Annotated in this window: 16 protein-coding genes; 14 read left to right on the top strand and 2 right to left on the bottom strand. The window is 62.9% G+C overall.

Annotated elements, in window-relative coordinates; genetic code table 11:
* Nucleotides 1-106 precede the first annotated feature (106 nt).
* From ACF07D_RS00235 to ACF07D_RS00225, 3 genes are read left to right on the top strand one after another with little or no spacing between them, the layout of a single operon-like run.
* Nucleotides 107-2,074 (top strand): N-6 DNA methylase, encoded by a 1,968-nt coding sequence (locus ACF07D_RS00235; RefSeq protein ID WP_391503463.1) that lies wholly within the window; start codon nt 107-109, stop codon nt 2,072-2,074.
* Entirely contained in the window at nt 2,071-3,279 is a 1,209-nt protein-coding gene (locus ACF07D_RS00230; RefSeq protein ID WP_391503462.1) for a restriction endonuclease subunit S, read from the top strand. The genes ACF07D_RS00235 and ACF07D_RS00230 overlap by 4 nt, the downstream gene beginning before the upstream one ends.
* Before the next feature lie 2 nt (nt 3,280-3,281).
* A complete protein-coding gene (locus tag ACF07D_RS00225) occupies nt 3,282-6,347 on the top strand; it encodes a type I restriction endonuclease subunit R (protein WP_391503461.1) in 3,066 nt (1,021 codons plus the stop codon).
* A gap of 162 nt (nt 6,348-6,509) precedes the next feature.
* Here ACF07D_RS00225 and ACF07D_RS00220 read toward each other — a convergent pair whose 3' ends face one another.
* Nucleotides 6,510-7,088 carry a MarR family winged helix-turn-helix transcriptional regulator gene (locus ACF07D_RS00220; protein ID WP_391503460.1) on the bottom strand — a complete coding sequence of 193 codons (579 nt, stop codon included), beginning with the start codon at nt 7,086-7,088 and terminating at the stop codon, nt 6,510-6,512.
* Nucleotides 7,089-7,250: 162 nt separating this feature from the next.
* Between ACF07D_RS00220 and ACF07D_RS00215 the strand changes: the two genes are divergently transcribed.
* The 8 genes from ACF07D_RS00215 to ACF07D_RS00180 all read left to right on the top strand — a co-directional run bounded on the left by ACF07D_RS00215 (nt 7,251) and on the right by ACF07D_RS00180 (nt 15,459).
* Nucleotides 7,251-8,186: a transporter substrate-binding domain-containing protein gene (locus tag ACF07D_RS00215; RefSeq protein ID WP_391503459.1), complete on the top strand. Its 936-nt coding sequence runs from the start codon at nt 7,251-7,253 to the stop codon at nt 8,184-8,186.
* Nucleotides 8,186-9,094 carry an amino acid ABC transporter permease gene (locus ACF07D_RS00210; protein WP_391503458.1) on the top strand — a complete coding sequence of 303 codons (909 nt, stop codon included), beginning with the start codon at nt 8,186-8,188 and terminating at the stop codon, nt 9,092-9,094. Before ACF07D_RS00215 ends, ACF07D_RS00210 begins: the two co-directional genes overlap by 1 nt.
* The gene (locus ACF07D_RS00205; protein ID WP_391503457.1) at nt 9,091-9,888 is read left to right on the top strand and encodes an amino acid ABC transporter ATP-binding protein; all 798 of its coding nucleotides are present in this window, start codon (nt 9,091-9,093) and stop codon (nt 9,886-9,888) included. Before ACF07D_RS00210 ends, ACF07D_RS00205 begins: the two co-directional genes overlap by 4 nt.
* The gene (locus ACF07D_RS00200) at nt 9,885-10,847 is read left to right on the top strand and encodes an aldo/keto reductase (protein WP_391503456.1); all 963 of its coding nucleotides are present in this window, start codon (nt 9,885-9,887) and stop codon (nt 10,845-10,847) included. Before ACF07D_RS00205 ends, ACF07D_RS00200 begins: the two co-directional genes overlap by 4 nt.
* Before the next feature lie 219 nt (nt 10,848-11,066).
* Nucleotides 11,067-12,620 carry an AMP-binding protein gene (locus ACF07D_RS00195; RefSeq protein WP_391503455.1) on the top strand — a complete coding sequence of 518 codons (1,554 nt, stop codon included), beginning with the start codon at nt 11,067-11,069 and terminating at the stop codon, nt 12,618-12,620.
* A 196-nt stretch (nt 12,621-12,816) separates the two neighbouring features.
* Nucleotides 12,817-13,647 carry a LuxR C-terminal-related transcriptional regulator gene (locus ACF07D_RS00190; protein ID WP_391503454.1) on the top strand — a complete coding sequence of 277 codons (831 nt, stop codon included), beginning with the start codon at nt 12,817-12,819 and terminating at the stop codon, nt 13,645-13,647.
* 109 nt (nt 13,648-13,756) lie between these two features.
* A complete protein-coding gene (locus ACF07D_RS00185) occupies nt 13,757-14,908 on the top strand; it encodes an acyl-CoA dehydrogenase family protein (protein WP_255809534.1) in 1,152 nt (383 codons plus the stop codon).
* A 116-nt stretch (nt 14,909-15,024) separates the two neighbouring features.
* Nucleotides 15,025-15,459, top strand: a complete 435-nt coding sequence (locus ACF07D_RS00180) for a hypothetical protein (protein WP_391503453.1) — start codon at nt 15,025-15,027, stop codon at nt 15,457-15,459.
* Here ACF07D_RS00180 and ACF07D_RS00175 read toward each other — a convergent pair.
* Nucleotides 15,456-16,088 carry an AMP-binding protein gene (locus ACF07D_RS00175; RefSeq protein WP_391503452.1) on the bottom strand — a complete coding sequence of 211 codons (633 nt, stop codon included), beginning with the start codon at nt 16,086-16,088 and terminating at the stop codon, nt 15,456-15,458. The two genes, ACF07D_RS00180 and ACF07D_RS00175, sit on opposite strands and share 4 nt — an antisense overlap.
* Nucleotides 16,089-16,128: 40 nt before the next feature.
* Here ACF07D_RS00175 and ACF07D_RS00170 point away from each other — a divergent pair, with 40 nt between their 5' ends.
* The 3 genes from ACF07D_RS00170 to ACF07D_RS00160 all read left to right on the top strand — a co-directional run bounded on the left by ACF07D_RS00170 (nt 16,129) and on the right by ACF07D_RS00160 (nt 19,146).
* Complete coding sequence (locus ACF07D_RS00170) at nt 16,129-17,202, top strand: DsbA family protein (RefSeq protein WP_391503451.1); 1,074 nt, start codon at nt 16,129-16,131, stop codon at nt 17,200-17,202.
* A gap of 154 nt (nt 17,203-17,356) precedes the next feature.
* Nucleotides 17,357-18,058, top strand: coding sequence for a TetR/AcrR family transcriptional regulator (locus tag ACF07D_RS00165; RefSeq protein ID WP_391503450.1), 702 nt, complete (start codon nt 17,357-17,359; stop codon nt 18,056-18,058).
* On the top strand, nt 18,055-19,146 hold the full coding sequence (locus ACF07D_RS00160; protein ID WP_391503449.1) for a zinc-binding dehydrogenase: 1,092 nt from the start codon (nt 18,055-18,057) through the stop codon (nt 19,144-19,146). The genes ACF07D_RS00165 and ACF07D_RS00160 overlap by 4 nt, the downstream gene beginning before the upstream one ends.
* The last annotated feature ends 93 nt before the right edge of the window (nt 19,147-19,239 follow it).

Raw genomic sequence — 19,239 nt, 5'->3', positions numbered from 1 at the left:
GTCGACGCTCCTAGAGACGCGCCGCGCGAGGAGTCTCCTAAAGGGGAAATGTCTGAGGTTCCCAAATATGCTGAGGTGAGTTTGAACACTAGGAGACTGGCACCGCATGGCTGAGAACAACAACGGCGCGTTCATCTGGAGTATCGCGAATCTGCTTCGTGGCACCTACAAGCAGGCGGATTACGGCAAGGTGGTGCTGCCATTCACGATCCTTCGTCGCCTGGACGCCGTGCTGGAGCCTACGAAGGATGCGGTGCTGGCTGAGGCGCAGAAGCTCGGCGACAGCCCGGTCGCGCCGATCGCGCTGCCAAAGGTCTCCGGTCAGAACTTCTACAACCGGAGCCGCTACACCCTGAAGAGGATTGCTGGCGACCCGGCGAACGTGCGCGCCAACCTTGAGAACTATGTGGCTGGGTTCTCTGCAAACGTGCGCGACATCTTCGAGCGTTACGACTTCGACGTTCAGCTTGCAAAGCTCGACGAGAACGATCTGCTCTACCTGGTGCTGCAACGCTTCGCCGAGGTGGATCTCCACCCGGACCGCGTGAGCAACACCGAGATGGGGGCGATCTTTGAGGAGCTCATCCGCAAGTTCGCTGAATCCTCGAACGAGACCGCCGGTGAGCACTTCACGCCGCGCGAGGTCGTGAAGCTCATCGTGAGCCTGCTGTTCACCGAGCACCCCGGTGACGACCCTGCCAGAAGTCTCACGGTGCCGGGCATGGTGCGCTCGGTATACGACCCCACTGCCGGCACCGGTGGCATGCTCTCGACTGCGGACGACTATGTGCGCGAGCATTTCCCGCAAACAGAGCTCACGCTCTTTGGCCAGGAACTGAACGCGGAGTCCTTCGCGATCGCGAAGGCAGACATGGTGATCAAGGGGCAAGGAGTCGAGAACATTGTTTGGGGCGACACACTCACTGCAGACGGCCACGTCGGAAAGACATTCGACTATGGGCTTTCGAACCCGCCCTTTGGTGTGGAATGGAAGAAGCAGCAGGACTTCGTGACGAAGGAGCACGAGCAGCGGGGCTACGACGGTCGTTTCGGGCCTGGCCTGCCGCGAGTCTCGGACGGCTCGCTGCTGTTCCTTATGCACCTCGTCAAGAAGATGCGACCGGCTGAGCAGGGCGGTGGTCGGGTCGGGATCGTGCTCAACGGCAGCCCTCTGTTCACCGGCGGCGCGGGCTCCGGCGAGTCGAACATTCGCAGGTACCTACTTGAATCCGACCTCGTTGACGCGATCGTTGGCCTGCCAACGGATCTGTTCTACAACACCGGCATCGCCACCTACGTGTGGATCCTCGACAACAACAAGCCCGCCGAGCGCAAGGGCAACGTGCAACTCATCGACGCGACGGCGCAGTGGGTGAAGATGCGCAAGTCTCTCGGCGCGAAGCGGCGGGAGATCAGCCCCGAGCAGATCGCCGAGATCGTGAAGCTCTACGGCGAGGGAGTACCGAACGAGAAGACCTCAAAGGTGTTCCGCACGGAGGAATTTGGCTACACGACGATCACGGTGGAGCGCCCGCAGCAGTTCACCTGGCAACTCACAGCGGAGCGGATCGAGGCCGCGCTCGCACATCGCGCCCTCGCGAAGTTCGCCGATGCGGATCGGGAAGCGCTGCGGGCAGCCCTGCTGGCCCACTCTCCCAGCGAGCCCTCCACCGACGGCAAGGCATTCGCGAAGTCGGTGAAGGAGATCGTCGATGCGTCGGCGGTCGAGCTCAAAGCACCGCAGCTCAAGGGTCTCGTGGCGGGCCTCGCAGAGCGCGACGAGACTGCGCCCGTCGTGACCGACGCGAAGGGTAACCCGGTTCCCGATACCGACCTGCGCGACACAGAGAACGTGCCGCTCACCGAAGACATCGACGACTACATCGCCCGCGAGATCGAACCGCACCTCGACCACTTCTGGGTCGATCGCGCCAAAGACAAGCTCGGCTACGAGATCCCCTTCACCAGGCACTTCTACGAGTACGTGCCCCCGCGCCCGCTCGCCGAGATTGATGCGGATCTGCATCGCCTGATGGACGAGATCACTGTGCTGCTCGCGGAGGTCGAGCGGTGAGCGCACGAGTAAAAGTGAGACACGTCGCGGAGGTTATCGCCGGTCAATCCCCGGACTCCGAAGCAGTGACGTTGATAGATGGAAACGGGACCCCGTTCCTGCAAGGAAATGCTGAATTTGGCTCCACCTACCCCACCCCGGTGTATCAATGCGCGGAATCTCGAAAGTTTGCAGAAGTCAATGACGTGCTGGTTTCAGTTCGTGCTCCGGTGGGAGCTGTAAACGTCGCTGATCGTCGATATGGCATTGGGCGCGGGCTGAACGCGGTTCGTGCGCACTCGGTCGATAGCCGTTTTCTGCGTTGGTTTCTGTTTGCGCAGAGTGAGTACCTCCAGAGTTTGGCGGTGGGGAGTACCTTTCAAGCCATCTCGGCCGATCAGCTCAAGGAGCTATCGATCGAGATTAATGACGTTGCAACTCAGAGAGAAATTGCTGGTTTCCTCGACCGTGAAACCGCTCAGATCGATGAACTCATCGCGAAGCAGGAATTGCTGCTCGACCTTCTTGCGGAACGGCGGCAGAGCTTCATTTCCCAGGCTCTCACAAGTGAGACCGGACAGGGCACTCGAGAGTCTGGGGTGCACTGGTTAGGTGAGATTCCGGCTTCATGGGACCTTCGAAGGTTCGGGCAGGTAGTGCAGATTCAAGAAGGGCAGGTCGACCCCCAAGACGAGCAATACGCAGATTGGTTGTTGCTTGCCCCGAACCACATCCAGAAGGCAACTGGGAGAATCCTGTCGCTAGAAACCGCATCCGAACAGGGGGCCTCGAGCGGGAAATATCTCGCGAACAAGGGAGCAGTGGTTTACTCAAAAATTCGACCGCGACTTCGGAAGGCAGCGCTGGCTCCGAAGACTTGTTTGATCAGCGCTGATATGTACGCCTTGAACGCAGACCCGAAGCTACTACGTAACGAGTTCCTCCTGCTTCTGGTTCTGAGCAATCAGTTCAGCCTGTTCACTGCTTCTTCTTCGGAACGAGTCGCAATGCCCAAGATTAACCGAGAGACTCTCGCTCAAGGATGGGTTTGGTACCCGTCACTGCAGCGTCAAGAAGAAATCCTCCTGGATGTTGCGGAGAATAACTCCCGCGTGGATGCTCTGGCAGAAAGAGCAGCCGAGATGATCGCCCTCCTCAAGGAACGGCGTCAGGCATTGATTAGCGCTGCTGTGACGGGCAAGATCGATGTGACAGGGAAGGCGTGACCTTGGCGATACACAATGAGAAGCCGTTTGAGGGCGAAATCGTGGCGGCACTCAAACAGCAGGGTTGGCTCGTCTCTGAGGGCAGCAAGGAACTGTACGACAAGCGGCTCGCGCTGATCCCGAACGATGTCATCGGCTGGCTCGAAGACACTCAACCTGAGCAGCTCGCCAAGGTCATTAAGCCGGGCGACCCGGCCGCAACCCAGGAGAAAGCGAAGCAGGGGCTACTTGCCCGGCTCGCAAAGAGCCTCGACCGGCCGCTATCCTCCGGCGGCGGTACGCTCGCCGCGCTGCGCCGCGGCTTCAAAGATGCCGGCACGTCATTTCGAATGGCGCAGTTCCAGCCCGCCGACCTGCTGAACCCGACAACGCTCGCGGACTACGGCAAGATGCGGCTGCGCGTCATGCGGCAGGTGTTCTACTCCACGAAGAATACGAACAGCATCGACCTCGTGCTGTTCGTGAACGGCCTGCCTGTCGCCACGCTCGAGCTGAAAACTGACTTCACGCAGAACGTTGAAGACGCCAAGGAACAGTACCGAAGCGACCGCGCGCAGCAGGGGGAACCTCTGCTCTCCTTCGGGCACCGCGCTCTCGTGCACTTCGCGGTCTCCAACTCTGAGGTGTGGATGACAACCCGGCTCGCCGGGCAGGACACCTTCTTCCTGCCGTTCAATCGCGGCAACGACGGTGCCGCCGGCAATCCACCGAACCCAGACGGTGCGGCAACCGCATACCTCTGGGAAGAGGTGCTGCGCAAAGACAACTGGCTCGGCATCCTGCAAAAGTTCATGCACCTGCAAGTTGAGCAGCAGATTGACGCGGTCACCGGTGAGGTCACTCGCAAGGAGACCATGCTGTTCCCGCGCTACCACCAGTGGCAGGCCGTCACGAGTCTTGTCAGCACCGCCCGTTCCGAGGGTCCGGGGCACCGCTACCTCGTGCAACACTCCGCCGGCTCAGGCAAGACGAACTCGATCGCATGGACCGCTCATCAGCTTTCCACCCTGCACAATGACGCGGGGGAGAAGGTCTTCGACTCAGTGTTCGTCATTAGTGATCGCACCGTGCTCGACAGCCAGCTGCAGGAGGCGATCCGGCAGATCGACGCTAAGGACGGCGTTGTCACCGCGATCACGAGCAAGAGCGGTTCAAAGTCTGAACAGCTGCGTGCCGCGCTCGCGGCTGGCACCCCGATCATCGTCGTGACGATCCAGACATTCCCGTTCGTACTCAACGAGATGCAGACCTCAGCGAAACTCGCTGGCAGCAACTTTGCGGTGATCGCTGACGAGGCGCACTCATCGCAGACTGGCACCACGGCAAACAAGGTCAAAGAGGTGCTGAACCCTGAGGAGCTCGCCGAGCTCGCGGACGGCGGGGAAATATCGACAGAAACGCTGCTTGCCGCCGAGATGGAGAACCGCGCCGAAGCGAAGAACCTTTCCTTCTTCGCGTTCACCGCGACGCCCAAAGGCAAGACGCTTGAGCTGTTCGGGCGCGAGAACGCCGACGGCATTCCGCAACCGTTCCACCTGTACTCGATGCAGCAAGCGATCGAAGAGGGCTTCATCCTCGACGTACTCAAGAACTACACGCCGTACAAGGTGGCGTTCAAGCTCGCTCACGACGGCCAAGAGTATGACTCCGAGGGTCCGCTCGTCGAGAAGCCGCAAGCGGTCAAAGAGATGATGCACTGGGTGCGGCTGCACGACTTCAACATCTCCCAGAAGGTCGGCATTATTGTCGAGCATTTCCTCGAAAACGTTGCCTGGCGACTTGGGGGCAAGGCGAAGGCGATGGTTGTCACGGGCACCCGGCAGGAGGCAGTGCGCTACAAGCTCGCGTTCGACGACTACATTAGCCGCAACGGCAAACGCGGTGTGCAGGTCATGGTCGCCTTCTCCGGCGAAGTCATCGACCCCGAGATCAGCCCGGACCCATTCACCGAGACCACGATGAACCGCGGGCTGAAAGGGCGCACCCTCCCCGAGGCATTCGCCACCGACGAGTTCCAGATCATGCTCGTCGCCAACAAGTTCCAGACGGGATTTGACCAGCCGTTGCTCGTCGCAATGTACGTCGACAAGGTGCTGTCGGGCGTATCAGCGGTGCAGACTCTCTCGCGCCTGAACCGGCAAGCCCGCGGCAAAGACGTCACCTTCGTGCTCGACTTTGTGAACGAGCCTGAGCGGATCCTCGAAGCCTTCCAGCCCTACTATCGCGACGCAACGCTGACCGCGACCTCCGACCCGAACGTGGTGCACGATCTTCGGGACAAGCTCGACGCGGTCGGAATCTACCAGCTCAGCGAGGTCGACCAGGCCGCCGAAGCCCAAATGCGTGCGCTCGGCAATCACCGGCTGTCCGCGGCCATCGAACCGGGTCGCAGCCGATTCAATGCCCGCTACGAGGCCGCCCTTCTCGCAGAAGACGCGCTAGAGATCGAGCGGCTCGATCTCTTCCGCAGTGATCTCACGAGCTTCGTCAATGCCTACGACTTCCTCTCCCAGGTGCTCAACTTCGGAGACACTGGTATCGAGAAACTCGCCCTCTACGCGAGGGCGCTCGCGAAGACGATCAAAGACTCGAACCGAAAACAGCCGATCGATCTCAGCGAAGTAAAGTTGCTGAGCTATTCAATCCGCCAGCAGCAGTCACACGCGATCCCATTGAGCGGGGATGCTGAGCTGGAGCCCGCGTTCACAGAGGCAGGTTCCAAGGTTCCGAAGGACCCCGAACTGACGACCTTGCTTGCGGTGGTGGAACAGCTTAACGCCATGCTCGACCTCGACGGGCTGACAGCGACCGACACGCGAAACGTCCTCACACACGTCGTGGAACGCACTCTTGAGAATGAAACTGTCGAGCAGCAGCGACGAGTGAACTCCGAGCAGCAATTCTTGGAAAGCCCCGCTCTGCGCACCCAGGGCATCTCTGCGCTCATCGATGCGACAAACAATGTTGAGCGGATTCGCGACGCATTACTCTCCGACGATCAGAAATTTGACGCGTTCATGCGTGCCGTGGGGCAACTCGCCTACGGGTGGGGCCGCGACGCGGCATAGCCAAGGCCGTTGTTGCGCCCGCCCTCACCCGGGCGGCGATTGCGCCTGCTTGAAGTGGGCGCTGGGCGCGGTGCAAGGCGGTTTCAGGCAGCTTTGTCTGCGGAAGCCCCCAGGGCATCGTCCTGTAGGTCTGCGCGCCAGCTCGCTAGGAGGCCTGGTGGTCTACCGCGAGGGCTCCGTCGGGGCCCTGGTGATGCCTTGGCCAGTCTCTTCGGCCGCGACGCGCATGAGTTTCTCGAGTATGTCCATGAGGTGCCGCTGGTCATCTGGGGTGAGGGCTTGTAGGAGTTGTGACTCGCGTCGATTTCGCTCAAGAAACACCCGCTGATAGGTGCTTTTTCCGTGTTCGGTTGCGGTGTGCACGACTGCCCGTCCGTCATGCGGTGAGGTCTCTCGGCTGACCATGCCGTCGGCTAACAGGGTACGCACGGCGGAAGAGACAGCTGCGCGGCTCATTCCCGTAAGGTCCGCGATCTCTGACTGGGTGAGTGGGCCGCAAAGTGTCAGGGTGAGCATGATGCGCTGGCCAGCGGTCGATAGTTCAGTGCTGCGTGAGCCGTGCTCGGCCCGGGCGAACTCGCCCATTGTTCCTGTTGCGCGACGCATGCGCATGACGAGGCGCGATGCGTCGGCGTCGACTCCGGGGAAATGTTCGGGGAGGTGGGAGTATGCAAAGTGCGTGAACCACCAGTCGGGCAGTACCGCATCGTCGCGTTGAGTGCCCGCATCGTCAATCCACATCGCGTCACCTTTCTGGGTTTCACTGATCGTATAAGAGGTGAGGTGTGTTGCGGTTGTGCCGCGAGGAACTCACTGCATAAATATAACAAACAAAGTCTTGACTAATTAGTCAAAGGGTTGAATACTTTGAGGTGCCTGACTTGGGCTGCAAAGGAGGAACCCATGACTATCAAACGATCACTGAAGATCTCATCGCTCGCGGCAGCTGCCGCACTCATGCTTGCGGGCTGCACCGCAACTGACAGCGGGAAACTGGCGGACGGTGGCGAAGGAGAGGAAACGAGCGCCTTCGCTCTGCCAACTGAGCTACGCGAACCCACGGGCGAGTTCGGCTCGCTCAAAGACCTCGTCCCTGCTGATGAGGACGGTGTCTGGATCGCAGCCGGGTCGGGGCAGGTTGCCCCGCTGCAGTACGTGCCCGAGGGGAACAGTGAGATCATCGGCATTGTCGCCGATCTCACCGCGGAGTACGCGCACCGCCTTGGTCTCGAGCTCAAGATCGAGCAGGTCTCCGGCGGTGGCGTAATGCCTGGAGTTGAATCAGGTCGTTATGACGCTGCGCTCGCCTCGGGCGACTTCATCGAGCGGCGCGGGACGGCATCGTTCGTTGACATCCTCAAAGGTGGAACGGCGCTTATCGGGAATGCGGCCGCGCCGACAGACATCACTGGGGTTGACACGCTGTGTGGCCACTCGCTTGCGGTCACGATTAGCTCGATCCAGCAGACCCGCGCTGAAGAAGAGAACAAGACCTGCGTCGATGCGGGCAAGGACCCCATCGACGTGCAACCCTACGACACGGTGCAGGCGGCAGTGCTCGCTGTCCAGTCGCAGCAGGCCGAGGTTGCATGGTCCGACATCTCGCCGATCAACGTCATTCTCGCCGAGACGCCTGGTGTATTCGAGCTCGTGGGCGAGCTCATGTGGTACGCGCCGTATGGGGTGGCAATCTCCGTTGACCGGCCAGAGATGGTCGAAGCGGTGCGTGCGTCGCTGCAGAGCATGCACGAAGACGGAACCTACCACGAAATTCTCGAGCGGTGGGGGAGCGAGTCTCTCGAGCTCGACGAGATCGTGGTTAACGGTTCAGAGTTCTAATGACTACCTCCGTGCAACCGGCCCTCACCGGGCCGATTGAGGTTGACCTGACAACCCCCGACATCGGCCGACGGCGCCTGTCGTGGTGGATCTGGGGCGGTGTCGGCGCCGTAGTACTTTTCGGCATCGCCAGGTTCATGATCGTGACCCCGGGGTGGCAATGGAACGTGGTCGCCGAGTACCTTTTCAAGCCCGAGATTCTGCGTGGGGTGATGAACACCATCTGGTTGACCGTGCTGTCAGCGATCACGGGGCTTGTCGCCGGCGGGCTTGTTGCGTTCCTGCGCATGTCAGAGAACCCCGCGTTCCGCCTGGCTGGCACAGCCTTCATCTGGTTGATGCGTGCGATCCCTGCGCTTGTCGTGTTGCTCTTCATCTTCTTCATGGGGGCGCTGGTGCCTGAATTTACAGTCGGCATTCCTTTCACCGACGTGACGTTCTTCTCCGTGAAGACGAACGACGTGATCAACAAGTTCACGGCCGCACTCATTGGTCTGACACTCATCCAGGCAGCGTACGTCGGCGAAATCTACCGTGCGGGCATTCTCTCGGTCTCAAAAGGTCAGTACGAGGCCGCCGGTGCGATCGGCATGACTCGTGCGCAGGCGATGAGACGAATCATCATGCCGCAGGCCATCCGGGTGATCATCCCGCCGCTCAGCAATGAGCTCATTACGCTGTTCAAGAGCACGTCGTTGGTTTCCGTTATTGGCTTCACTGAGCTTCTCACCTCCGTGCAGCTTGTCTATGGACGCACGTACCAGACGATCCCGATGTTGCTCGTCGCATGCCTCTGGTACCTGCTCCTCACAAGCATTGCGATGGTCGGACAGAGCGCCCTTGAGAAGCACTACTCAAAGGGCTTCGTTCGTCGCAGCAAGCTCAAGACGCTGGAGGTTCCCGCATGAGCGACTCAGTTGTGACAGTCCGCGGACTCATCAAGAAGTACCACGACGTCGCCGTGCTGCAGGGCGTTGATCTCACCCTGCATCGGGGCGACGTGCTGAGCATCATCGGCCCATCTGGGTCAGGGAAATCCACGTTGCTTCGCTGTCTGAACCAGCTGGAGGAAATCGATGGCGGCGAGATCCGTCATGGCGGCGAGGTGCTGGGAATCGAGACTGTACGGGGCAAACTCATGCGTGTGCGTGAGAGAGACGTCGTCAGGCAGCGACGCTCGTTCGGGATGGTGTTTCAGCACTTCAACCTCTTGCCACACATGACTGCCCTCCAAAACGTGATGGAGGGCCCGACCCAGGTTCGCCGCATTCCCCAGGCGGAGGCACGCGCACTCGCCCAACATGAACTGAGTCGAGTCGGCCTTGCCGGGCACGCGAATCATTATCCTGCCGAGCTATCTGGCGGCCAGCAGCAGCGCGTGGCGATCGCCAGGGCGCTCGCCATGCGGCCCGAGATCATGCTGTTCGATGAACCGACGAGTGCGCTGGACCCCGAACTTGTCGATGAAGTCCTCGATGTGATTCGCAGCCTCGCTGCCGAGGGGATGACCATGGTCATCGTCACTCACGAGATGAGTCTCGCTCAAGAGATCTCCGACGGGGTGGTGGTGATGGACCGCGGCCAGGTCGTCGAATCCGGTCCACCAGAGCAGATCTTTCGGGCCCCAAAGTCAGAACGAACGCGCCGGTTCGTTGCCAAGCTCATCGCAGCTCAACAGAAAACAGAGAAGGAGAATCTATGAACACCGCACGACTCGGAACCACTGATGTCGAGGTTTCACGCCTATCGCTTGGGTCTTGGTACACGTACTCTCGTCTGAGCTTCGAGGCCGGGGTCGAGCTGGTTCGCACAGCGCTTGACAATGGACTCACCTTCTTCGACGTGGCCTACTACCGGAACTCGCCGCATACCGAGCTCATTTTTAGCCGGCTGATTCGAGAGGCCGGTGCGAAGCGCGATGACTACCAGATCGCTGAGAAACTCTGGTACTTCTCATACCCCGAGGAGACGCTCAGTGACCAAGCCAATCGCATGTTGCGTCGTATCGACGAGGAGTTTGTCGACACACTGATCATCGAACACCCTCGCCCGGGTATGAGCGTCGAGAAGCTTGTCGATGAAATCACCGAGATCGTCGCTGATGGGCGAGCACGCAGTTGGGGTGCGCTGAACTGGATCCCTGAAGACCTGATGCGCGCTCACGAGCATGCAACCGCGAACGGCGTGGAGGGGCCCGCCCTCGCACAGCTCAAGTACTCCATCGTTCGGCGGAACGTCGTCGAAGAGCAGTACCGCCAGGTTGTCGAGCAGACCGGAATGAGCATCCACGCATCCGACACCATGGAGGGCGGCATTCTCGCGGGCGTGCTCAACCCAGAACGCCATATCGGGATCGACGTCGGGGATATCCGCGAACAGATCAAGAACACTGTGCCCAAGATTCTCGAGGCAGCAAAGAGCCTCGATATTACGCCCGCGCAGTTCTCGCTCGCATGGTGCCTGACGAATCCGCAGGTTGCGTCGCTGCTGTTCGGCGCGACTCGTCCCGAGCGTCTGCTCGAGAACATCGAAGCTGTTCGGATTGCGACGAAACACGGCGCCGAGATCCGCGCCGCCGCTGAGGGGCTCGGTATCGATGCGCACGCCCTCGATGCGCCGTACACCCACGACCGCCCCCTTATCGGCGACTACGTCGCGTAGCCTTCGCCCAGACAGGCGACGCGTCGACCGGCTGTAGGTGTTTCCGCTGAAGTCGGTGAGCGGGCCAGGACCAATGTGGTGGTCCTGGCCCGCTCAAACGTATGGCGCCGAGAATCTCACCCGCGAAAGGGGGTATCGACCTAGCGGAGCCCCGAGGATCATGAGGTCATGGGCAATGGAGCACAGATTTCTTACGCATCGGGACCGAGCATGACGCCGATGAAGGGGCAGACCATTAGCGAGATGCTCGACGAGATCACGGACAAGTTTCCCGGCAATGAGGCACTTGTCGAGACATTCACGGGGCGGCGGTGGAGCTTCTCAGAGTTGAGAAGCGAAAGCGCGAGGCTCGCAGCGGCGCTCACAAAGCGCGGCGTCACGAAGGGTGACAGGGTCGGCATCTGGTCGCCGAACTGCGCGGAGTGGGTGTTTACACAGTACGCGACAGCGATGATTGGCGCGATCCTCGTGAACGTGAATCCGGCGTACCGCACGCACGAGCTGAAGTACGCGGTTGAGCAGTCGGGTATCACGCTTATGGTGAGCGCGGTCGAGTACCGCACGAGCGACTACGCAGGCATGCTCGCTGAGATTGGTTTCACGAACGTGCTGTTCATCGGCACGAAGGAGTGGGACGTCGCGCTTGCCGACGCCGAGCAGCACCCGCCGGCGCTGGAGCCGATCCCGCTTACGTTCGACGAGGCAATCAACATTCAGTACACGTCGGGCACCACGGGCTTCCCGAAGGGCGCGACGCTCACGCACCACAACATCCTGAACAACGGCTTCTTCGTCGGTGAGGGAGTCGGCTACACCGAGACCGACAGAGTGTGCCTCCCGGTGCCGCTGTATCACTGCTTCGGCATGGTGATGGGTATCCTCGGCGCACACAGTCACGGCGCCTGCATCGTGCTTCCGGCGCCGACGTTTGACGCGGCGACGACGCTCGCCGCCGTCGAACAGGAGCGCTGCACGTCGCTCTACGGGGTCCCGACGATGTTCATCGCGGAGCTTGGGCTCGAGAACTTCAGCGATTATGACCTCTCGAGCCTGCGCACCGGAATCATGGCGGGCTCGTCGTGTCCGGCCGAGGTGATGGAGCAGGTTATTGCCGAGATGCACATGAGCGAGGTCGCGATTTGTTACGGCATGACCGAGACGTCGCCGGTATCGACGATGACGTCGGTGACCGACGACCTCGTCGCCCGCACCCAGACGATCGGCAAAGTCATGCCGCACCTCGAGGTGAAGATCATCGATGAAGACGGCCAGGTCGCCCCTGTCGGCGAGCCGGGGGAGCTGTGCACTCGCGGCTACTCGGTGATGCTCGGCTACTGGGGGCAGGCCGACGAGACTGCCGAGGCGATCGACGCTGGCGGCTGGATGCACACTGGCGACATCGCGACGATGGACAAGAATGGCAGGCTGCAGATCGTCGGGCGGCTCAAGGACATGGTGATCCGCGGCGGCGAGAACATCTACCCGCGGGAGATCGAGGAGTTCTTCTACAGGCACCCGGACATCGCCGACGTGCAGGTGATCGGCGTGCCAGATCAGCGCCTCGGGGAGGAACTCATGGCGTGGATCGTGCTGCGCCCCGGGGCCGGGATCCTCACCGCCGAAAGCCTTCGGGAGTTCGCTGCGGGAAAGCTCACGCACTTCAAGATTCCGAAGTATGTGCACGTCGTCGATGCGTTCCCTATGACAGTTACGGGCAAGGTGCGCAAGGTCGAGATGCGCGAACTTGCAACAACAATGTTGGCCAGCGTTTGAGCGTGTGTACAGTGCGCCGGGGGTACGGTGGACATGACTGCGCGATAGCCCTAGGCTGGCTCGCACGGCGCCGAAGCCGTGCGGATCACCGGGGCTGGCGCGGGCGACAAGGAGGTCCGATGTTCAAGCTTGACGGCGGGCGCACGCGGTGCGCGGCCAGGCGGCAGGTTCACGGCGTCACGGCTGCGGGCGCGTCATGATGCGCTCGGCTGTCGCGGGGGCGCTCGCGGGTGCGCGCGAGGCGACCGGCCTTGACGTGCTGTTCGGCGGCTACGCCGCACCCGATTCGGATCGGTTCACCATCACCCACACCGTCGGTGCTCTCACGCCAGCGCTCACTGGGCTCGTGATTCGCGCGGGCAAGGGGCTCGGCGGGCTCGCGTTCGCACAAAAGGCCCCGACTGCTGCCCAGGACTATCTGCATGACTCGTCGATCTCCAGGCACTACGACCCGGCTGTCGAAGCGGAGTCGCTGCGGTCGGTCGTCGCGTTCCCGATCGTCGTCGACGGCGACGCCCGCGGCATCGTGTACGGCGCGAGGCGCGAGACTGGCTCGTTCGCGGTGCAGGAGGTGCGGAGCGTCCGTGCCGCCGCCGAGGCTGTCGCCTTTCGTGTTGCCGTAGACGAGGCAGTGCAGAAGCAGGTCGAGTCCGTGGAGACCGCCGAGTACCTGCGCGCGGTTCGCTCCGCGCCCGCCGACCGCGAGTGGGAGCAGGTGCGTGTCGCGTTCGCCGAGCTCCGCGAGCTCGCGCGCACGGTTGAGGACGCCGACACCCAGATCGGGATCCAGGCGATCCTCGACAAGCTCACCCCGGAGACCGCTCCCGAGGGGCCTGCACTGTCGGTCCGAGAGATCGACGTGCTTGCGCTTGTCGCGCTCGGGCTGAGTAACCGCGAGATCGGGGAGCGGCTGCACCTCGAACTCGAAACCGTGAAGAGCTATCTGCGCAGCGCGATGCGCAAGCTCGGGGCCCACAATCGCGTCGAATCGGTCGCGCTCGCGCGTGGCCTCGGCCACTTGCCGTAACCCGGCACCACCACCCTGGTGTCGCCCACAGGCGGCACTTCCCACCCGGGGTCACGCACAGCACCCGCGTGCGCGGTTGCCCCACTCGACACAACGAAGGAACAGTTTGATGGAGAACTACAGTCTCAACGAGGAGGAGCTGCAGCTCGCCCAGATGGTGCGCGAGTTCGCAGACGAGGTCGTCGCACCCATCTCGTACGAGGCGGATCGCACCCACACCCTCCCGCTCGACATCGTCGCGCAGATGGGTGACATGGGCCTGTTCGGGCTCCCGTTCCCCGAGGAAGTTGGCGGTCAGGGCGGCGACTACTTCGCGCTCTGCCTCGCGATTGAGGCGCTCGCCCGCGTCGACCAGTCCATCGCGATCACGCTCGAGGCAGGGGTGAGCCTCGGCGCGATGCCAATCTTTAGGTTTGGCACTGACGCGCAGAAAGCGGAGCTGCTGCCCGACCTGCTCGCGGGCCGCGCACTCGCTGGCTTCGGCCTCACTGAGCCGGAGGCCGGATCGGACGCCGGCGCCACACGCACAACCGCTCGGCTCGAGAACGGTGAGTGGGTCATCAACGGCTCGAAGCAGTTCATCACGAACTCCGGCACTGACATCACCAAGTTCGTGACGGTAACTGCCGTCACGGGGGAGAACAACGGCCGCAAGGAACTCTCGACGATCATCGTGCCGAGCGGCACACCTGGCTTTACCGTCGAGCCCGCCTACGACAAGGTTGGCTGGAACGCGTCTGACACCCACGCGCTCACGTTCAATGATGTGCGCGTGCCCGAGGCGAACCTCCTCGGTGAGCGGGGCCGTGGCTTCGCAAACTTCCTGCACACGCTCGACGAGGGGCGGATCGCCGTCGCTGCGCTCGCGACCGGCGCGGCCGAAGGGTGCCTCGAGCAGGCGATCGACTATGCGGGGAAGCGTCACGTGTTCGGCGAACCGTTGAAGACCCGTCAGCACATCCAGTTCATGATCGCGCGGATGCAACTGCGCGTGCACAACGCGAAGCTCTCCTGGCATCACGCCGCGCGACTGTGCGCCGAGGGCAAGCCGTTCAAGACCGAGGCTGCTATCGCGAAGCTCACCGCTTCCGACGCCGCGATGGACAACGCGCGCGACGCGACTCAGATCTTCGGCGGCAACGGCTTCATGAACGAGTTCCCGGTGGCGCGCCACTACCGCGACTCGAAGATCCTTGAGATCGGCGAGGGCACCAACGAGGTGCAGCTGCTCGTCATCGCTCGTTCGCTCGGCCTCGCGTAATCGCGTCGTGTGGGGCCCGCCGAGAGGGCCCCACGCGATGGCACCCGCGCCCACGCGTGACCTAGGCTGTGAGTGAACGTCCTGGAATCGGGCGTCAGGTCAGAAACGGATTCGCAATGCGCATCGCCAAGACGACAGATACCGGCGCGGTCGGAGACGTCGCGCTGCTCTCGGAGGAGCTGCTGACGGCGGCCTCGCAGTTTGAACGCGCAACGGAGGCTGTAGCCGGGGAGCTCTTCATCGCATTCCGGTCGCTCCCGCGGGAGTACGAGCGGCGCTCAACGGTGCGGTACTCGTCGGCAGAAGGCGTGCTCTTCGTCGATCTCGCAGTCGCTGAGGAAGACATTGCGGGCTTGGAGTTGAGCGAACAACGGGAAATCCTCCGGGAGGGTCTCAGCGAGCTTGTTCGCCGCGGCGTGCGGTCGCGCACGGCGGGTTGGAGCCGGGAGGAGCAGGGCACAATCGTCGCCGCGTTCGACGCGATGCTTGCCGGTGCGGACAGCACAGCCGATCGAGCCCGCTCGGACGATCGGCGAGTGGCGCGGGACTAGTCGAGCAACTTCTTGTAGGCGCCCTGCTGCAGTGCGTCGCGCAGCCTGTGCTTCTGCAGCTTTCCCATTGCGTTGGCGGGCAGGTCCGTGCCCTGAAACCAACTGGCCGGGATCTTCTGTGGGGAGAGCCGTGGGCGCAGATAGTCCTTGAGTTCGTTCGCGGTGAGCGCCGCCGCGTTATCGTGGAAGCTGATCGTTGCCGCGACGGTCTCACCCCAGCGGCGATCCGGCACGCCGACGACGGCCGCGAGCGCAACGTCTGGGTGGGTTTGAATCGCTGCCTCCACCTCGCGCGGGTAGATGTTCTCGCCGCCACGGATGATGAGGTCTTTCACTCGCCCCGTGATCGTGAGCGCGCCGGTATCGCTCATGAACCCGAGATCACCTGTGTGGAGCCATCCCGCTGCGTCGATGAGTTCGGCCGTCGCCTCGGGCATGCCGTAGTAGCCCGCAACCACCTGGTAGCCGCGGGCGCAGATCTCCCCGCTCTCACCGACCTTGACGATGTCGCCGGTCTGCGGATCGACAATTTTGACCTCCGCCTGCGGGAGGGGAGTACCCGCCGTGCCCCACCGGAGGGCCCGAGGCCATGCGCTGCGATGCGGGCGCGAGTGGGCCCCGCTCCACAAAACTCCGACAGCTCTCGCAAGAGTCTGGGATGATGGGGCTATGGCTGCTCCGAATGGATCGAACCAGCGCCAGGCCCCGAGCGCGGGCGTCTCTGGTGGACGACTCTTGCCAATTGCTGGCCTCGTTGTGGGCGCGGCTGGGGCGGTGGCTGCGGTCATCGGCGCCTTCGCTGGCTCTGTTCCCGCCTATATTGCCGTCGGGCTTGGCGTCGTCGCTGTCGCGCTTGGGGTGGTGTCGCTCGCGCGGCGCCGTCGCGGGCCCGCGGCCATTGGCGGGCTTGTGCTTGGTGCCGCAGCTCTCGTTTTTGGAATTGCGACATTGGTGTCAGCGGCGCCCGGCCAAGACGCAGACCTGCCCCCGCAAGGGGAACAGGGCGAGCAGGCGGAACAGGGCCAGGAGGAGCAGGGTGAGGCGGACGCCCCGGCGGGGGAAGCACTCGTCTGGCCAAAGAACATGTCGACGGGTGGAGTTATTGTCGCGGGCCCCGACGCAAAACTTCTCACGTCCGAGGCGCTCCCCGATAGCGCGACGCCGACACCGCGCACCGCTGACGAGCTTGGGCAGCCGGCGCTCATTCAGATTTATCTCGACTACCGCTGCCCCTACTGCTCGGTGTTTGAAGACGCGAGCGGCGAGGTGCTGAACGAGGTCCTCGAGATGGAGGCCGCCGCCATCGAGATCCATCCCCTCACGTTTCTGGACCGGGCCTCGGCTGGGAGCTACTACTCGTCGCGCACGGCAGGCGCCATCGCGTGCCTCGCCGACGCGCAGCCCGACGCGGCGTGGGCGACCCACAATGCGTTTCTCGCCCCAGAGTTCCAACCCACTGAGGGGCAAGCCGGCCACACGAACGACGAGCTTATCGCCGAGATCGAGCGCGTTGCCGGCTCCGTGTCTCCTGAAGCGAGATCGTGCATCAGTGAGGAGCGCTTTGTTCCTGTGTCACAGGCGCTCAACGATTGGGTGTTCGCGAACCCGGTCCCGTTCGCCGGCGACCCTGGACTGAAGGTCACCAGTGTCCCGCTTGTCGTCGTGAAGGGAACGCCCTATGAGGGTGACCCGAGTGACCCGGCTGAGTTCCGAAAGTTCCTCTCTGCCCAAGGCGTGCTCTGAGGGCGCCGACCGGGCGTAACTGTGAGCAGCGAATGAGCTGTATCTGAGCCAGCAGAGGCGCGAATCTCCGGGGCATCCGGGGTTCGGCCGAAGCTCCCTGTGCGTCGGCCTCAGTTTCGTGGACACCTGTCCACGAAACTGATACGGTGGCGCTATGGCCGTCATTGGAGTGGGTTCGGGGTTTCCCAAGGGTGCTGAGCGTGCGACGGTTGCACCAGAACCTGAGGGCGGCAGCGTTTCCGCTGCCACCAAGATTGATCCACGAAGCGAGCGCGTCCGAGCCCGACTGCTCGCCGCCGCGACCGAGCTTGGCGCGCATGGCGAATCCTTCTCGGTGAGCGCGCTGGCCCGGCGCGCCGGCGTGAGTCGATCCGTCTTCTACGTGCATTTTGACGACCTTGCTGACTTCGCGCTGCACCTCCAGCAGGTGCACATCGGCGAGATCGCGCACGCCGCCGCGCTCGAACGCGACGCCGACCCGCACGACGCGATGCTCCGATCACAGCGTGCACTTGTCGCACACTTCGGCGCGAACCGCAGCCTGTATCGCGCGGCCTTCTCGCTCGCGGGCGGCGGCGCGGCAGGGGAGGGCACGGTCGCGGCGCTCTCCACGGCGATCATGATCCACATTTCAGAAGTCGGCACTATGCCTGCCGGGATGCGAGCCGACATCGCTGCCCGCTACATCGCCGAGGCCGTCACCGGCGTCCTCGCCAGCTGGCTCGCTGGCGAGCTCGAGGCGAGCGAGGAAGAGCTCGCGCAGCACCTGTACGCACTCTTGCCGTCGTGGATGCACGACGCACCACCGTCTGCCGCCGGAACCACCGGCGGCCAGCGAAGAAAGGGAACACCATGAAAGCATCACTCGTACGCGAATTCGGCAAAGGCTTCGAACTCGCGGACGTGCAGATCGCCGCACCCATCGGCCGGGAGGTGCTCGTCGAGGTGAAGGCGTCTGGCCTCTGCCACTCCGACGAGCTCGCGGCCAATCACGACCTCGGCTACGCACCCCCGATGCTGCTCGGCCACGAGGTCGCGGGCGTCGTCTCCGAGATCGGCCCCGACGTCACCCAGTTCAAGGTCGGCGACCACGTCGTCGCCTGCCTTGTGCAGTACTGCGGAGCATGCGTGAAGTGTCTCGCAGGCGAGGTGAGCCTGTGCCGCAACCCCGACGCAACGGTGCGTGGGGAAGGCGAGGCGCCGCGACTCACCGAGAACGGCTCGCCGGTTGCGCAGGGCATGGCGCTCGGCGGCTTCGCGCAGCAGGCGCTCATCCACGAGAACCAGCTCGCCGGGGTCCCCGACGAGATGCCGTGGGCGCAGGCAGCGCTGCTTGGCTGCGGCGTCGTGACCGGCGCCGGCGCGGTGCTGAACACCGCGAACGTGCAGCCGTCAGATGCGGTCGTCGTGATCGGGCTCGGCGGGGTCGGCCTGAACGCGATCAACGGCGCGATCACCGCAGGTGCGGCGACGATCATCGCAATCGACATCGCAGACGACAAGCTCGAGCGAGCCAAGGAGTTCGGAGCGACACACGTCATCAACTCGAAGACGCACGATCCGGTTGCCGAGGTGCTCGCCATCACGGGCGTCGGCGCCGACGCTGTGTTCGACTTCGTGGGTGTCGGGCCTGTCACCGAGCAGGGCCTGCAGATGGTCGCCCCTGGTGGCGGCCTGTACCTCATCGGTGTGCTCGACCCGACGGCTTCGCTGAACATTTCGTCCATTGACATGCTCACGCACCGACGCCGGGTGGAAGGCGTCTACATGGGCTCAACGAATGCGAAGCGTGACGTCCCGTTGTACGCGAAGCTCTACCTCGAGGGGCGATTCGAGCTCGACTCGCTCGTGTCCAAGGAGATCTCGCTCGCGGAGATCAACGAGGGGTACGCCTCGCTCAAGGACCCGAAGATGGCCCGCGTCGTCATCACCGATCTGTCGTAGTGGCGGGTGCGGCGCGGGGAATCGCCCCGCACCGCACTGATGTGAGCGCCGTGCGCACGCTCCCGAGCAGCACGGCGCTCACATCGCAAGGCC

Origin of the sequence: Leucobacter sp. NPDC015123, assembly GCF_043080205.1 — a bacterium.
Taxonomy (GTDB): Bacteria; Actinomycetota; Actinomycetes; order Actinomycetales; family Microbacteriaceae; genus Leucobacter; species Leucobacter aridicollis_A.
Note: the sequence above shows the minus strand (reverse complement) of the source record. Positions and strands in the feature narration are given on the sequence as shown.